Source organism: Hyunsoonleella aestuarii (genome assembly GCF_006148925.1).
Classification (GTDB): domain Bacteria; phylum Bacteroidota; class Bacteroidia; order Flavobacteriales; family Flavobacteriaceae; genus Algibacter_D; species Algibacter_D aestuarii.
In genome coordinates this window covers 1438681-1455336 of sequence record NZ_VAWB01000001.1, presented here as the reverse complement: position 1 = coordinate 1455336, position 16656 = coordinate 1438681, and the positions used below count along the sequence as shown (strand labels likewise).

Below are 16656 nucleotides of genomic sequence, written 5' to 3'. Positions count from 1 at the left end.
TATGTCAGTTTTAGTATATACAGAATCAGAACAAGGAAATTTTAAAAAAACAGCTTTTGAGGTTGCCTCTTATGCCAAGACCATAGCAGAAAAAATGGGCACTTCAGTTACCGCTATAGCTATAAATGCTGATAATTCCAGCGAACTCGGAAATTATGGTGTTGACAAAGTATTAAATGTTTCTAACGACAATTTAAAATCATTTAATGCCAAAAACTACGCCGAAACCATAGTGCAAGCGTCTCAAAAAGAAAATGCGAATGTGGTTGTTGTAAGTTCAAGTGCAGACAGCAAGTATATAGCACCTCTTGTTGCAGTAGGTTTAAATGCAGGATATGTTTCAAATGTCGTTGAGGCTCCTTCAAGTGTTAGCCCTTTAACGGTAAAGCGGAGTGCATTTACAAACAAGGCTTTTGAAATCACTGAAATTAATACTGATATCAAGATTATTGGTGTTTCTAATAATTCCTTCGGATTGGTAGAAGTTACAGGAAATGCTTCTGAAGAAGTTTTTTCACCTTCTTTGTCATCTTCTGGAGTAACTATCGAATCTGTTGATAAAGCATCAAATAAAGTAAGCATTGCAGATGCCGACATAGTAGTTTCGGCAGGTCGTGGTTTAAAAGGGCCTGAAAACTGGGGCATGATAGAAGAACTTGCTGATATTTTGGGAGCAGCAACCGCATGTTCTAAACCTGTTTCAGATTTAGGATGGCGACCCCATAGTGAACACGTTGGTCAAACAGGAAAGCCTGTGGCTTCTAACCTTTATATTGCCATTGGTATATCTGGAGCAATACAGCATTTAGCTGGAATTAATGCTTCAAAGGTAAAAGTTGTAATTAATACAGATGCGGAGGCTCCATTTTTTAAGGCAGCAGACTATGGCGTTGTTGGAGACGCCTTTGAGGTTGTCCCGGCACTCATTGAAAAATTAAAGACCTTTAAATCACAACAATAAAATTTATTTTATAAATTGTATTCGAGTATAGAACTGCTTAAATTAGCATTTTATTCTTAAACTTGTCTTTGGCAGTTTGGTAAAGTTCTAATTTAAACAGTTCTTTGTTTTTTTATATATTATGAGTTTAGTACGATTAAATATTAAGGGGATATCTTACAGCCAAACCCAAAATGGTGCATATGCCCTTATTTTAAATGAAGTAGATGGAGACCGAAAACTTCCAATTGTAATTGGAGCATTTGAAGCACAATCCATAGCCATAGCTTTAGAAAAAGAAATCCGTCCTCCACGACCTTTAACTCATGATTTATTTAAAAATTTTGCCGACAGATTCGATATTGTAGTCAAGCAGGTAATTATACATAAGTTAGTTGATGGCGTCTTTTATTCTAGTCTTATTTGTGAAAGGGATAAGATAGAAGAAATTATCGATGCCAGAACTAGTGATGCCATTGCACTGGCACTTCGTTTTGACGCACCAATTTTTACTTATAAAAATATTCTCGATAAAGCTGGAATATATTTAAAAGTGAATCCGAAAAGTGAAGATGAAGACAACCAAGACAGTGTGCTTGTTGATGATTTAATTGCAGACGAACTAGAAGTTGATGAACCAAAAGAAAACTACAAAGGAAAAACATTAGATGAACTTCATAGCCTTTTGGACGAAGCCGTTACCAATGAGGATTATGAAAAAGCAGCTAAAATTCGTGACGAAATCTCCAAACGATAATTTCAAAATTATTATGAAACAACTTCTTTTGTCTTTTGCTGCAATGTTTATTTTGTTTACTTCAACAATTACAGCTCAAAACACAACTGAAGTAGCTCAAATTGATACACTTCAAACGTCTACCTCCATTGAAAAAGTAAAAGGCACCTCACTAGACACTTTAAAATCAAACCATAATGAATCTTTAAACATAACGAAGCAATCTTATAAAGCAGAAGAGTCTTCAATCATCCCTAGTCAAGGATTCTCTATAAATAGTTTATGGCGTGGAATTCTGGGAATGATTACTCTTGTATTTATTGCTTTTCTTTTTAGTAGTAATAAAAAAGCCATTAATTGGAAAGTAGTTGGGATCGGTTTAACTTTTCAATTACTAATTGCCATTGGTGTTTTAAAAATTGAATTCGTCAAAAGTATCTTCGAATTTGTTGGAGGTCTATTTGTAAGTGTTTTAGATTTTACTCGAGCGGGTAGTAAATTCCTTTTTGAAGGTTTAGTTGTAGATATGGATACGTTCGGCTTTATTTTCGCATTTCAAGTATTACCAACTATTATATTCTTTTCGGCTTTAACTTCTGTTTTATTCTACTTAGGCATCATTCAAAAAGTAGTAAAAGCGATGGCTTGGTTATTATCGAAAGCTTTAAAAATATCTGGAGCTGAAAGTTTAAGCGTTGCAGGAAATATATTTTTAGGTCAGACCGAAGCTCCTTTGTTAATTAAGGCCTATTTAGAAAAAATGAACAAGTCTGAGATGCTTTTGGTCATGATTGGAGGTATGGCTACCGTTGCAGAAGCTGTATTAGCAGCATATATAGGTTTTCTTGGAGGGGACGACCCTGCATTAAGATTATTTTATGCTAAACATTTATTGGCAGCATCAGTTATGGCTGCTCCTGGTGCAATTGTTATTTCAAAAATTTTATATCCCCAGACAGAAGACGTGAATACAGATGTTCAGGTTTCTCAAGAAAAAATTGGATCTAATTTCTTGGATGCTATTGCAAATGGAACCACAGAGGGGCTTAAGCTAGCTGTTAACGTAGGTGCTATGCTTCTTGTTTTTGTAGCTTTTATAGCCATGTTTAATGGTATTCTTGGATGGGTTGGTGATGTATCATCATTAAATGGTTGGATTGCAAATAATACCACATACAACAGTCTATCCCTTGAGCTTATTTTAGGATATACTTTTGCGCCACTTATGTGGCTCATTGGTGTTGCGAAAGAAGATATGGCGCTTATGGGGCAACTTTTAGGAATTAAATTAGCAGCGAGTGAGTTTATAGGATATATTCAACTCTCAGAATTAAAAAACATAACAAGCGCAATTCATCTGAGCTACGAAAAGTCGATAATAATGGCTACCTATATGCTGTGCGGCTTTGCAAATTTTGCTTCCATAGGAATTCAAATAGGCGGAATAGGTTCATTAGCACCGGGACAGCGCAAAACACTTTCAAAATTTGGAATGAAAGCTTTAATTGGTGGCACCATAGCTTCATTAATTTCGGCTACCATTGCAGGTATGATTATCGGTTAAAACTTCATTTTTTAGGTTAATAACTTTATAATAAGATTTTTCATAAGCTAATGCATCTTTTTGGTGGTTTTTCATATTTTTAATTCCGTTTAAATAGATTAAGAGAACTGAATAAATGAAACAATATCACGATTTAGTAAAGCACGTTTTACATAACGGTAACGAAAAGGGAGATAGAACAGGAACAGGAACAAAAAGTGTTTTTGGTTATCAAATGCGGTTTGATTTAGGTGAAGGATTTCCAATGGTAACCACCAAAAAACTGCATTTAAAATCTATAGTTTATGAATTACTGTGGTTTTTAAAAGGGGATACCAATATTAATTATTTAACCGAAAACGGCGTGCGTATTTGGAATGAATGGGCCGATGAAAATGGTGATTTAGGACCCGTTTATGGACATCAATGGCGTAACTGGAATAATGATGAAATAGACCAAATAAAAGAGGTTATTAATACCTTAAAAACGAACCCAAATAGTCGCAGGATGTTGGTTTCGGCTTGGAATCCATCTGTTTTACCAGACACTTCAGTTAGTTTTAGTGAAAATGTATCTAACGGCAAAGCTGCATTGCCCCCTTGTCATGCATTTTTTCAGTTTTATGTTGCCAATGGAAAATTATCATGTCAACTATATCAAAGGAGTGCCGATATATTCTTGGGAGTACCATTCAATATTGCGTCTTATGCCTTATTCACAATGATGATTGCACAAGTTTGTGGCTATGAAGCAGGAGAATTTATTCACACTTTTGGCGATGCGCATATTTACAGCAATCATTATGAGCAACTAGAACTTCAGCTCTCAAGAGATATAAGACCCCTTCCAAAAATCATTTTAAATCCTGAGATAACGGATATTTTTGATTTTACTTTTGAGGATTTTACTTTGGTAGATTACAATCCACATCCACACATAAAGGGCATGGTAGCTGTATAAAAAAATTGCTTCCATAAAATGGAAGCAATTTTTAAATAATTTAAATGTTTCTTAAACGGTCACTATACTATTTTCTGCCCCAGCATAGTCATTCCATGCATAAGCATCAGCAGCATTATCGTTTACATAAGCCCCATCAACGATATATTTAAACTCATAAGAGTTATCTTTATCTAAATCGATAGTTCCTTTAAACGTTCCGTTTTTTAATTTTTTAAGTGGAGCTTTTTTAGCATTCCATTCATTAAAACCGCCTACAACAGAAACTTTTTTCGCTTCTTCAGCTTCAATTGAAAAAGTTACTTTACATATAGGTTTACTCTTTAAATACTGTTTTTTAATAGCCATAATAAAATGTGTTGTTTACGGTACAAATTTATGAAAGATTAACATATAAGATAACGCTTAAGTGGTTTTAGCCTAAAGAATTATCAATTTGTTAATTTCTGTTCACATTAATTTAAAGTACGCAATTATTTAAGAACAAAATTATAAGATTGTTATCATTTAAATGTCCTGTTATACTGATTTTCAGCCTTTTTTATACTATAACGATTTCGTTTTCAAGCTTTATATTAACACTAAAAATCTCTAAAAAAGCTTTAACTTTACATATGCAAAATTGAACCCATGTTTGGAAAAAAGAAACCCATACCGCAAATAGATAAAGAGCAACTCGAACTAATTGAAAACGCTCAAAAACGGATTAAACAAAAAAAACTTTTGTATGTTCATTTTGTGCTATTTTTAATTGGAGCTTTGTTTTTAATTTTAGCCAACACCGTATTAGGCATTGGTGAAGACTTTAAAATTTTTGAAATTAACTGGTTTGTTTTTGCTATTTTATTATGGTTATTCTTCTTTTTTTATCATGCTTTTAATGTGTTTATTTCTCATAAATTTATGGGGAAAGCTTGGGAAAAACAACAGTTAGAAAAACTAGTAGCAAAACAACAAGCCCGCATTGAAAAATTAAAAGCTGGATTTGTAAAAGAAGAAACCTTAATAGCACAAAGTGAGGTTTATAATGAATCAACTACAAAAATTGAAAACCTTAAACCCAACGCCAAAAAATCTAAACTTACCATAATAGTGGCAGCAGCTGAAAACGATGCGATTGGAAAAGGTAACAAACTCATTTGGCATTTAAGTGATGACTTGAAGCGTTTTAAAAGTTTAACTAACGGGCATCATATTATTATGGGGCGCAAAACATTTGAAAGTTTTCCTAAACCATTGCCGAACAGAACACATGTGGTTATCTCAAGACAAGATAATTACAAAGTTCCTGATGGCGTTATACTGGTGCATAGTTTAAAAGATGCTATTGATGCTGCAAAGACCGATTTACAACCTTTTATAATTGGAGGTGGAGAAATTTATAAACAAGCCATGAATCTAGCAGATAAAATTGAGATTACTAGAGTACATGAAAATTTTGATGCTGATGCGTACTTTCCAAAAATTGACACCTCTATCTGGAAAGAAACATCCAATGTATTTCATAAAAAAGATGAAAATCATGATTATGAGTTCTCTTTTTTGACTTATGAAAGAAAGTAGCATATGCGAATACCTCTCCTTATTATAAGCTTTTTGATTCTTTTCGGATGTAATTCTAATAAAACAAAAGAAGGAATGGCTTCTAAAATTTTAGAAAGAAGTTTATTCTCAAACCATTTAAAGGATTCTATTAATTACTCAATCTATTTGCCTGAAAAATTCCAGAATAATAAAAATAATTACATCCTTTATTTGCTGCATGGCCATGGTGGAAGTAATGACGATTGGTTTAATAAAAAAGAGGGTAATATAAAGCACATTCTAGATAGTCTAATTAGAACTAAAACTATTAAACCTACAATTGCTGTATCATTAAATGCAAAAAATTCGTGGTATGTTAATAGCACAACACCTATGGAATTAATCTATATTAATGAATTCATTCCTTATATAGAAAGCGAATATGGCGTTTCAGCTAATTGGGGAACAAGAATATTAGCAGGAAATTCAGCTGGAGGGTTTGGAGCATTAAACTTTGGTTTAAAATACCCAAACTTATTTAAATCAGTTGTTTTACTTAGTCCAGCAGCCTATTTTCCATCACCTCCTGAAATTTCATCATCTAGAAAAATTGATGTTTTTAAATTTAAAGGTGTTTTTAATGATTCCATTTGGAAATCATACTCATATCGAAATTTAATTGACTCTTCTAAATTTGTCGAAGACTATCCAAAATTTTATACCTCAACAGGTGACGATGATGCCTATGGTATTTTTAATGTCATCACAAAATTAAGATCTTTTTTTACTAAAAATAATATACAAAACGAAACTTTAGTAATTAATGGTGGGCATGATTGGAAAGTTTGGAGAGCATGCTTTACAAATGATTTAATTAGAATATATAACGATTAATTAAATTAATGGTAAAAGAAATCCAAATACGAATTTCACTTAAAGAGGAGGAGCAGTCCGATATTCTCTTATTAAAATCAGCTAGAAAGTTAGCTATTAATAAAAAAGAAATCACTGGAATTAAAGTGCTTCGAAAATCTATTGATGCGAGAAAACCTAAAATTGTTTTCAATTACAAAGTAGCGGTTTTTATAGATCAACCTGTTCCTCAAAACTCTGAATATACATTTGAATATAAAAATATTTCAAAAGCAAATCCCATACATATTATTGGTTTTGGACCTGCTGGTATGTACGCAGCTCTTCGTTGTATTGAGTTGGGTTATAAACCCATTGTTTTAGAACGCGGGAAAAATGTTCAAGATCGCAGGCGAGACTTAAAAGCCATTAATCAAGACCACTTTGTAAATGAAGATTCCAATTACTGTTTTGGTGAAGGAGGGGCAGGCACTTATAGCGATGGAAAGCTTTACACCAGAAGTTTAAAACGTGGTGATGTGAGACGTATTTTCGAGAACTTAGTATATCACGGTGCAACAGAACAGATTTTGGTTGATGCACATCCACACATTGGCACAAATAAATTACCAAAGGTGGTTCAAAATATAAGGGAAACCATCCTTGCATATGGAGGGGAAATTCATTTTGAAACCCGCGTAACCGATTTCATCATTGCAAACGACAAGATAAAGGCGATTCAGTTAAAAAACAATACCGAAATTCCAGTAGACAAGGTTATACTTGCTACTGGTCATTCAGCTAGAGATATTTTTTATCTTTTAAATAAAAAAGAAATTGCGATTAAAGCTAAATCCTTTGCTATGGGTGTTCGAGTGGAACATCCGCAGCACATAATTGATTCCATTCAATATCATTGTTCTGGATCTCGGCCAGCTCTGCTCCCTGCTGCTTCTTATGGCCTTGTAGAACAAATAAAAGATCGAGGTGTTTATTCTTTTTGTATGTGTCCAGGCGGATTTATAGTTCCCGCAGCAACGGCCAATGGCGAAGTGGTTGTAAATGGTATGTCACCATCTAAACGGAATAATTTATATGCTAATTCTGGAATTGTTGTTGAAATAAATGTGGATACAGATTTGGCTAAATACGATCAATTTGGAGCACTTAAAGGCCTTGAGTATCAGAAAAACTTAGAGCGTTTAGCATTTACCTCAGGAGGACGTAATCAAACAGCTCCAGCCCAAAGACTAACAGATTTTGTCGAAGGCAAATTATCTAACGAATTGAACTCAACATCATATCAACCAGGACTAAAATCGGCACCCTTACATTCTTTATTACCGAAGTTTATTGGTGGCAGGTTGCGAAAAGGATTCGAAGTTTTCGGAAGAAAAATGAAAGGCTATTATACTGAAGAAGCAAATATTGTTGGAGTTGAATCTCGGACTTCGTCCCCCGTATCCATACCTAGAAATAACAAATTACAACACCCTGAAATTTCCAACTTATTTCCATGTGGTGAAGGTGGCGGCTATGCAGGAGGTATTATTTCTGCTGCTATGGATGGCGAACGATGTGCGGAAGCTGCTATCAATAATATATAGTTGTAATTTTATTTCTATTTTTGCAGCACTAAAAACTAACTTTTACTATTATGAACGCATATATTTTTCCAGGTCAAGGTGCTCAATTTTCAGGAATGGGTTTAGACTTATACGAAAACTCACCTTTAGCACAAGAGTTATTTGAAGAAGCTAATTCAATTTTAGGTTTCAACATTACTGATACCATGTTTGAAGGAACTGCTGAAGATTTAAAAGAAACCAAAGTTACACAACCAGCAATATTTCTGCACTCTGTAATATTAGCTAAAACCTTAGGCGATAGTTTTAAACCTGACATGGTTGCTGGACATTCACTTGGAGAATTTTCAGCTTTAGTTGCTAACGGTACATTAAATTTTGAAGACGGCATAAAACTAGTTTCTCAAAGGGCTATGGCCATGCAAAAAGCTTGTGAATTACAACCAAGTACTATGGCTGCAGTTTTAGGGTTAGATGATGATGTCGTAGAAAAAATATGTGCGATGACTGAGGGAGTTGTTGTTGCGGCAAATTATAACTGCCCAGGGCAATTAGTTATATCGGGGGAAATTGAAGCCATTAATAAAGCTTGTGAAGTTTTAAAAGAAGAAGGAGCACGTAGAGCTTTAGTTTTACCAGTAGGAGGTGCTTTTCATTCCCCATTAATGGAACCTGCGCGCGAAGAATTGGCTGCAGCAATTGAAAGCACAACATTTAGCAAACCTAATTGTCCTATTTATCAGAATGTTACTGCTAATGCCGTAATTGATGAATCTGAAATAAAAGCTAACCTTATATCGCAATTAACAGCTCCAGTAAGATGGACACAGTCTGTGCAACAAATGATAGCAGATGGAGCTAGTTTATTTACTGAAGTTGGTCCAGGTAAAGTTTTACAAGGACTGGTAAAGAAAATTAATAGAGACTCAGAAACGGTTTCTGCAACTTTTGAAGCAAATTCCTAAATGAAAATCTCACCTCGTTCAGCGAAAATTTTTGTTACCATAATAATTACTATTGCCTTAGATCAAGTATCTAAAGTATTAGTACGCAGCTGCGTTGAAACTGGTTCGTCTTCACCAATAATAGGTAGCTATTTCCAGTTAATGAATGTTGAAAATGAAGGAGCTTTTCTCGGTATGGGTAGTGAACTCAATGATACACTTAGAATAATACTGTTATTAGTATTACCCGTTGTTGTGCTTGGTTTGGTATTGCGATATATTTTAAAAGATAAGAAACTAGACAAATGGTCTCTTTTTGCTTTTTCGATAATAATAGGAGGAGGTATTGCCAATGTTTTTGATAGAATAGCCTTTGGTTCTGTAACCGACTTTCTTTATATAAAATTAACCGATTTATTGAGAACAGGTATTTTCAATATTGCCGATTTAGCAGTAACTACTGGAATGATTATTTTAATTATTGGTAGTTTTAGAAAGAAGAAAACCTACCCTTGAGAAGAAAAAAGATTGCTAATATTTTAGTAACCTCTTTTTATTCTTAACATTTCTAACTTCTAACCTTCTTCTCCCAATTCCAAGCGGAAAGCATAGCCTCATCTAAAGAAAATTGGGTTTTCCACCCTAGATCATTATTCGCCTTATTGGTGTCAGCATAAGCAGAAATAACATCACCTTCTCTTCTGTCAACAATTTTATAATTAAGTTTTTTACCTGAAACACGTTCGAAAGACTGAACAACTTCTAAAACCGAACTTCCTTTTCCAGTACCTAAATTAAAGGTTTCATAATTCGATTTATTATTCCCTTTCAACAAACGCCCAAGAGCTACTACATGAGCCTTAGCTAAATCTACAACATGAATATAATCTCTAACACAAGTGCCATCAGGTGTTGGATAATCATCTCCAAAAACAGACAATTCATGTCTTAATCCAATTGCAGTTTGCGTTATAAATGGCACTAAGTTTTGAGGTACACCAGTTGGTAATTCTCCAATTTTAGAGGATTCATGTGCTCCAATTGGGTTAAAATATCTTAACGCTATCGCTTTTAAACCAGAAACTACTTTACAAGTATCTTTAATAATTTCTTCACCAATTTGTTTTGTATTACCATAAGGTGATTCAGCTTGCTTCACAGGTGCATTTTCTGTGATTGGTAATTCATCTGCTTGACCATAAACCGTACAGGATGAACTAAAAATGAATGAAGCCTCGGGTAATTTTTTAAGTTCTTTTAAGATATAAACCAAAGTACAAATATTGTTTTCGTAATATAATAACGGTTCCTTAACACTTTCTCCTACAGCCTTACTTGCCGCGAAGTGAATAACTCCTTTTATATCAACATGTTTTGCAAAAAAAGCTTTAACCCCCACTTTTTCTTTAAGATCTAACTTTTCAAAAATTGGTGTTTTCCCAGTAATGGCCGCTATTCCATCCAATACTTTTTCAGAAGAATTGGATAGGTCATCAATTATAACAACCTCATATCCTTCATTTTGCAATTCTACAACGGTATGAGACCCTATAAAACCAAGTCCACCCGTTACTAATATCTTAACCATTAATAAATTTAATAATTGTGGATGTAATAAATTCTATTTGTTCATCATCTAATTCGGTATGCATCGGTAATGAAATGACTTCTTTGACCAATTGATTGGTTATCGGAAAATCAGCTTCATTATATCTATCATCAGCATAAGCTTTCTGCTTATGAAGTGGTATTGGATAATAAACACCGCAAGGAATTCCACTTTCATTTAAATGAGCAGCTAAGGCGTCTCTATCTGCACCTTCTATTCTTAATGTATATTGATGAAACACATGACAATCACAATTATCGCAAATACCTACACACCCTTTATTAACTGTAACTGGTGTGATGATACTTTGAATGCCTTTGAAAGAAGCATTATATTTTTTTGCAGCATGCTGTCTTGCTCTGTTATAACTATCTAATTTTGGAAGTTTAGCATCTAAAACCGCCGCTTGAATACTATCTAATCTAGAATTTACACCAACCACATCATGATGATAACGTCTGTACATGCCATGATTAACTATACCTCTAATAGTATGTGCTAAATCATCGTCATTTGTAAAAATAGCACCGCCGTCTCCATAACACCCTAAATTTTTTGATGGAAAAAAAGAAGTTGCCCCTACATTTCCAATAGTTCCAGCCTTTGCTTTAGAACCATCCTTATAGGTGTAATTTGCTCCAATAGCTTGAGCATTATCCTCAATTACAAATAAATTATACTCATTGGCTACTTCCATGATAGCTTCCATATTAGCGCATTGCCCAAATAAATGTATAGGAACAATAGCTTTAGTTTTTGGAGTTATAGCTTTTTTAATGGCATCAATATTGATATTAAAATCACCCTCGTTAACATCTACTAATACAGGAGTTAATTGCAACAAAGCTATTACCTCAACAGTTGCTGCAAATGTAAAGTCTGCAGTTATAACTTCATCTCCAGGTTTCAATCCTAAACCCATCATGGCTATTTGAAGGGCATCAGTCCCATTAGCACAAGGTATAACATGTTTAATACCTAGGTAGTTTTCTAGATTTTTCTGAAATTCATGAACCTTTGGCCCATTTATAAATGCTGTATTTTCAATTACCTCTTGAATTGAAGGATTAACGACATCTTTTATGTCGGCATACTGACCTTTTAGATCAACCATTTGAATTTTTCTCATGTTTAAAGTATAAAGATGTCCATGACCTATTTATTGAACATAAGCCGAACTCTATTCAAGTTTTAAGCAAACAAAATTACAAAAATCGCACCTGTTATCCACAGATTTCATTGAAAGAAATGTATTTTAGCGTTAAACAAAATAAGATTGAACTTTTTTTACAATACTTCTATTAAATGTCTTGATTTTGCTCTAAAATGCTTAGCTCCTTTTAATGAAAAAATAAAGCTTGGTGTTGATGGGCGTTCTAAAACTTTTCAAATTTTAAAAAGTGAATTAAATCCATCTAATAAAAAACTTTGGTTTCATTGTGCTTCTTTGGGTGAATATGAACAAGGATTTCCGGTTTTTAAAAAACTAAGGGAGCACTATAAAAATCACGAAATTATTCTGTCTTTTTTTTCTCCCTCTGGTTATCAAATAAGGAAAATTTCTCCTGTTGCTAATGTTGTTGTTTATCTTCCTTTAGACACAATATCGAAAGCGAAAAAATTTCTAGACATTGTAAAGCCAGAGCTTACGGTGTTTGTTAAATATGATATTTGGCCTAACTTTTTACTCGAATTAAAGAAGAGGCAAAAGCGTGCTATATTAATTTCAGCAGAGTTTAGAAAAAACCAACCGTATTTTAAATTCTATGGTAGTCATTTAAAAAACGCCTTATTTGCATTCGATCATATTTTTACTCAAACCGAACATTCTAAAGCGCTTTTAGAAACCATCGGTTTCAAAAATGTGAGTGTTTCAGGAGACACAAGATTCGATCGAGTTACAGGTCAATTAGGAACTGATAACACATTAGATTTTATAGCCAATTTTAAGCAAGACAAGTTATGTATAGTGGCAGGTAGTAGTTGGCAGGAAGATGAAAAGTTGCTTATAGATTTCATAAATAACAGTAATTACAACGACGTAAAGTACATTATTGCACCTCATAACATTAAACCTGCTCAAATCAAGAATTTACAAAAGAAACTAAACACAAAAACGATTTTATATTCTGAAAAAGATAGTAAAGAAATTCTCGAGGCTAAGATTTTTATTATAGACACCATTGGTTTACTTAGCAAAATTTATAGCTATGCAGATATTGCCTATGTGGGTGGGGCAATGGGAAACACTGGACTACATAATACTTTAGAACCGGCTGTATTTGGTGTCTCAATAATTATTGGAAAAAATTATTCAAAATTTCCAGAAGCGGAAGCTATGATTAATAATGGAGGGATGTGGTCTATTTCAAATCAAGTTGAGTTTGATACGATAATGAATAAATTAATCACAAATAGTGACTTACGTTTAAAAAGTGGGTCTAAAAATTCGGAGTTTATAAGAAAAAACAGAGGTGCAGTCATCCAAATACTAGACTATCTGCGTATATAAACTATAAATTTAAACAGAATTTTTAAATAAAGTCATTAAATTGACACTGACTATAAATAATTAACACTAAAAACAAAAATCATGAAAAAATCACTTTTAAGTTTGGCATTATTAATGGCATTAGCAATATCTTTTACTTCTTGTAGAGATACAAAAAAAGCAGATTCTGTTGAAGAAGCAGTAGAGAATGCTACTGAAGCTGCTGGTGACGCTATAGATGAAGCTGCAGAAGCTACTGGCGATGCTGTTGAAAACGCAGTTGACGCCGCTGGAGACGCAGTCGATGCTGCTGGAGACGCAGTTGATGCTGCTGTAGATGCTGCTGGTGAAACTGTAGACAAAGCTGTAGATGCTGCAGGAGAAGCAGTGGATGATGCTGCAAGTTCAGCTTCCGATGCTATTAAAAAAGAAGCAGATAAAATTAAGATTAACAACTAAACGTTGTTGATTTAAGTATTATTAAACCACCGTCTTCACGGTGGTTTTTTTATTTTATTACTCAAAATGACCCATAAAAAAAAGCCTCTATCTAAAAAAGATAAAGGCTTTTGTACTGAAGGCGGGACTTGAACCCGCACGGACTAATGTCCATTGGATTTTAAGTCCAACGTGTCTACCAATTCCACCACTTCAGCAAATTAATTGGTATATTTTAAGAAAGTTTCAGAGCGAAAGACGGGATTTGAACCCGCGACCCTCACCTTGGCAAGGTGATGCTCTACCCCTGAGCTACTTTCGCAGTTTTTTAATGAACAAACAATCTCTCGATTGCGGATGCAAATTTAAAATATTTCTAGGAAAAGCAAAGCCTTTTGATAAAATAAATGAAATTATTTTTATGCCTGTTTTTTCTTTACCAACATACGCTTTATCTCATTGAGTTTCATAAGCGCTTCAACTGGTGTGAGGGTATCAATATCGGTATGTAGTATTTCGTCCTTGATATTTTCAAGCAAAGGATCGTCTAAATTAAAGAAACTAAGTTGCAAATCGTCATTTAAGGTTTTAACCTTATCTGTTAGCTCTTCACTAGAATGAGATTTTTCTAATTTTTCTAAAATCTTATTAGCTCGACGCAAAACTTGCTGGGGCATGCCTGCCATTTTAGCTACATGAATACCAAAACTATGGGCGCTGCCACCTTTAACGAGTTTTCTCAAGAACAACACATTATCCTTCAACTCCTTAACAGAAACATTGAAATTTTTTATACGCTCAAAGGTTTCACTCATTTCATTAAGCTCATGGTAATGGGTTGCAAATAATGTTTTTGGTTTTGAAGGATGTTCATGTAAATATTCACTAATAGCCCAAGCTATAGAAATACCATCATATGTACTGGTTCCTCGTCCTATCTCATCAAGTAAGACTAAACTTCTTTCAGAAATATTATTCAGAATAGAAGCCGTTTCATTCATTTCTACCATAAAAGTAGATTCACCCATAGAAATATTATCACTCGCGCCTACTCTAGTAAATATTTTATCAACTAAACCAATATTCGCTTCCTTAGCTGGTACAAAACTTCCAATTTGAGCCAACAATACAATTAAGGCTGTTTGACGCAAAATTGCCGACTTACCAGACATATTTGGCCCAGTAATCATAATAATTTGTTGCGATGTTCTATCTAAAAATACATTGTTAGCTATGTAAACATCTCCTAGTGGCAATTGCTTTTCAATAACTGGATGGCGACCATCTTTTATATCTAAATCGAAGGAATTATCAATATTTGGATATATGTAATCATTATCTTTTGCCAGTTGAGCAAAACCGCATAAACAATCTAGTTGACCAATTAAATAAGCGTTTTGCTGGACCGTTTTGATGTATATATTCATCCAACCAACCAACTCTGAAAATAATTGCTGCTCAATGGTTAAAATACGTTCTTCGGCTCCAAGAATCTTGGCTTCGTACTCTTTAAGTTCTTCGGTAATGTAACGTTCTGCATTTACTAAGGTTTGTTTACGTATCCATTCATCAGGGACTTTATCTTTATGCGTATTTCGAACTTCAATATAGTAACCAAAAACATTATTGGATGCAATCTTTAGTGATGTAATACCAGTACGTTCACTTTCACGTTCCAGCAAATTATCTAAATAATCTTTACCTGATTTTGATAAGTCTCTTAGTTCATCTAATTCTGATGAAAACCCAATTGCGATGGTATTACCTTTTAGGACATTTACAGGCGCTTCTTCATTAAGTGTTTCCTTTATTTTTTCACGAAGAACCTCACAACTCTGCAAATTATCACCAATAATTCGTAATGATTCATTTTCAGAATTTGAAGCCATACTTTTAATAGGAACAAGGGCTTCTAAAGAATTTTTTAGTTGAATGACCTCTCGTGGATTCACCTTACCGGTAGCTGTTTTTGAAATCAGTCGTTCTAAATCACCTATATGTTTAATATGATTTTGAATCTTTTGAAGCACGGTGTTTTCTTTGCTTAAAAAACTTACTACTTCATGACGTTGCTTAATTTTTTCAACGTTTTTTAACGGCAATGCTAACCAACGTTTTAAAAGCCTTCCACCCATAGGCGAAATAGTTTTATCAATAACATTTAAAAGAGTTACAGCACTATTGTTAGTAGAATTGTAAAGCTCTAAATTTCTAATAGTGAATTTATCCATCCAAACATACTCATCTTCAGCTATTCTAGAAATACCCGTAATATGTTGTAATTTGTGATGTTGGGTTTCTCCTAAATAATGAAGAATAGAACCAGATGCAATAATACCCTCATACAAATCTTCAATACCAAAACCTTTCAATGTTTTTGTGTCGAAGTGTTTAATTAAAGTTTCATAAGCATAATCGGTTTGATACACCCAATCTTCAAGATAAAAAGTATGAAAATCATCACCAAATGTTTCATTAAAAAGCACACGCTTTTGTTTTGAAACCAAAACTTCACTCGGACTAAAGTTTTGAAGTAACTTATCAATGTATTCTGCATTGCCTTGTGACGTAAAAAACTCACCTGTAGAAATGTCTAGAAATGAAATTCCAATATATTTTTTATCAAAATAAACCGAACACAAAAAGTTATTCGATTTAGATACTAAAACCTCATCATTTAAGGCTACACCAGGTGTTACCAATTCGGTTACACCACGTTTTACAATGGATTTAGTTTGTTTTGGGTCTTCTAACTGATCGCAAATAGCAACGCGTTCGCCTGCTTTTACCAACTTTGGTAAATATGTATTTAAAGAATGATGAGGAAACCCTGCCAACTCTGTTTCACTCTCACTTCCCGCACCACGCTTGGTTAAAATAATCCCTAAAATTCCAGCAGCTTTAACAGCGTCACTTCCAAAGGTTTCATAAAAATCGCCCACACGAAACAACAATAAGGCATCGGGATACTTTGCCTTTATTGCATTATATTGCTTCATTAAAGGAGTTTCTTTCTTTGCTTTTTTAGCCAA

General features: G+C 33.9%; 15 protein-coding genes and 2 tRNA genes. 11 read left to right on the top strand and 6 right to left on the bottom strand.

The features are described 5' to 3' along the window. The first annotated feature begins 1 nt into the window (after window position 1). From FEF17_RS06565 to FEF17_RS06550, 4 genes are all read left to right on the top strand, one after another. Complete coding sequence (locus FEF17_RS06565; RefSeq protein ID WP_139001546.1) at window positions 2-961, top strand: electron transfer flavoprotein subunit alpha/FixB family protein; 960 nt, start codon at window positions 2-4, stop codon at window positions 959-961. A 121-nt stretch (window positions 962-1082) separates the two neighbouring features. Beyond that, window positions 1083-1697 carry a bifunctional nuclease family protein gene (locus FEF17_RS06560; protein WP_139001545.1) on the top strand — a complete coding sequence of 205 codons (615 nt, stop codon included), beginning with the start codon at window positions 1083-1085 and terminating at the stop codon, window positions 1695-1697. 13 nt (window positions 1698-1710) lie between these two features. Continuing rightward, complete coding sequence (locus FEF17_RS06555) at window positions 1711-3240, top strand: NupC/NupG family nucleoside CNT transporter (RefSeq protein WP_246046796.1); 1530 nt, start codon at window positions 1711-1713, stop codon at window positions 3238-3240. A 115-nt stretch (window positions 3241-3355) separates the two neighbouring features. Then, window positions 3356-4180 carry a thymidylate synthase gene (locus tag FEF17_RS06550; protein ID WP_139001544.1) on the top strand — a complete coding sequence of 275 codons (825 nt, stop codon included), beginning with the start codon at window positions 3356-3358 and terminating at the stop codon, window positions 4178-4180. Window positions 4181-4231: 51 nt separating this feature from the next. Here the strand turns inward: FEF17_RS06550 and FEF17_RS06545 are convergent, their stop codons facing one another. Next, window positions 4232-4528: an isoamylase early set domain-containing protein gene (locus tag FEF17_RS06545; RefSeq protein ID WP_139001543.1), complete on the bottom strand. Its 297-nt coding sequence runs from the start codon at window positions 4526-4528 to the stop codon at window positions 4232-4234. Window positions 4529-4810: 282 nt separating this feature from the next. Between FEF17_RS06545 and FEF17_RS06540 the strand changes: the two genes are divergently transcribed. From FEF17_RS06540 to lspA, 5 genes are read left to right on the top strand one after another with little or no spacing between them, the layout of a single operon-like run. After that, window positions 4811-5743 carry a dihydrofolate reductase gene (locus FEF17_RS06540; RefSeq protein ID WP_139001542.1) on the top strand — a complete coding sequence of 311 codons (933 nt, stop codon included), beginning with the start codon at window positions 4811-4813 and terminating at the stop codon, window positions 5741-5743. A 3-nt stretch (window positions 5744-5746) separates the two neighbouring features. Then, on the top strand, window positions 5747-6598 hold the full coding sequence (locus FEF17_RS06535; protein ID WP_139001541.1) for an alpha/beta hydrolase: 852 nt from the start codon (window positions 5747-5749) through the stop codon (window positions 6596-6598). Window positions 6599-6606: 8 nt separating this feature from the next. After that, entirely contained in the window at window positions 6607-8163 is a 1557-nt protein-coding gene (locus FEF17_RS06530) for an NAD(P)/FAD-dependent oxidoreductase (RefSeq protein ID WP_139001540.1), read from the top strand. A 50-nt stretch (window positions 8164-8213) separates the two neighbouring features. Beyond that, the gene (fabD, locus tag FEF17_RS06525) at window positions 8214-9107 is read left to right on the top strand and encodes an ACP S-malonyltransferase (RefSeq protein WP_139001539.1); all 894 of its coding nucleotides are present in this window, start codon (window positions 8214-8216) and stop codon (window positions 9105-9107) included. After that, entirely contained in the window at window positions 9108-9602 is a 495-nt protein-coding gene (lspA, locus tag FEF17_RS06520) for a signal peptidase II (RefSeq protein WP_139001538.1), read from the top strand. A 52-nt stretch (window positions 9603-9654) separates the two neighbouring features. On the opposite strand, the gene galE is transcribed toward lspA, so the two are convergent. Next, window positions 9655-10674, bottom strand: coding sequence for a UDP-glucose 4-epimerase GalE (gene galE, locus FEF17_RS06515; protein ID WP_139001537.1), 1020 nt, complete (start codon window positions 10672-10674; stop codon window positions 9655-9657). Then, window positions 10667-11824 carry a DegT/DnrJ/EryC1/StrS family aminotransferase gene (locus tag FEF17_RS06510; protein ID WP_139001536.1) on the bottom strand — a complete coding sequence of 386 codons (1158 nt, stop codon included), beginning with the start codon at window positions 11822-11824 and terminating at the stop codon, window positions 10667-10669. The genes galE and FEF17_RS06510 overlap by 8 nt, the downstream gene beginning before the upstream one ends. Window positions 11825-11971: 147 nt before the next feature. Between FEF17_RS06510 and FEF17_RS06505 the strand changes: the two genes are divergently transcribed. Both FEF17_RS06505 and FEF17_RS06500 read left to right on the top strand, forming a co-directional pair. Next, window positions 11972-13207 carry a 3-deoxy-D-manno-octulosonic acid transferase gene (locus tag FEF17_RS06505; protein WP_139001535.1) on the top strand — a complete coding sequence of 412 codons (1236 nt, stop codon included), beginning with the start codon at window positions 11972-11974 and terminating at the stop codon, window positions 13205-13207. 81 nt (window positions 13208-13288) lie between these two features. Then, a complete protein-coding gene (locus FEF17_RS06500) occupies window positions 13289-13645 on the top strand; it encodes a hypothetical protein (protein ID WP_139001534.1) in 357 nt (118 codons plus the stop codon). A 113-nt stretch (window positions 13646-13758) separates the two neighbouring features. On the opposite strand, the gene FEF17_RS06495 is transcribed toward FEF17_RS06500, so the two are convergent. The 3 genes from FEF17_RS06495 to mutS all read right to left on the bottom strand — a co-directional run bounded on the left by FEF17_RS06495 (window position 13759) and on the right by mutS (window position 16656). After that, window positions 13759-13842 (bottom strand) — tRNA-Leu (locus FEF17_RS06495). A gap of 32 nt (window positions 13843-13874) precedes the next feature. After that, window positions 13875-13946, bottom strand: a tRNA-Gly gene (locus FEF17_RS06490). A 97-nt stretch (window positions 13947-14043) separates the two neighbouring features. Beyond that, window positions 14044-16656 (bottom strand): DNA mismatch repair protein MutS, encoded by a 2613-nt coding sequence (gene mutS / locus FEF17_RS06485; protein WP_139001533.1) that lies wholly within the window; start codon window positions 16654-16656, stop codon window positions 14044-14046.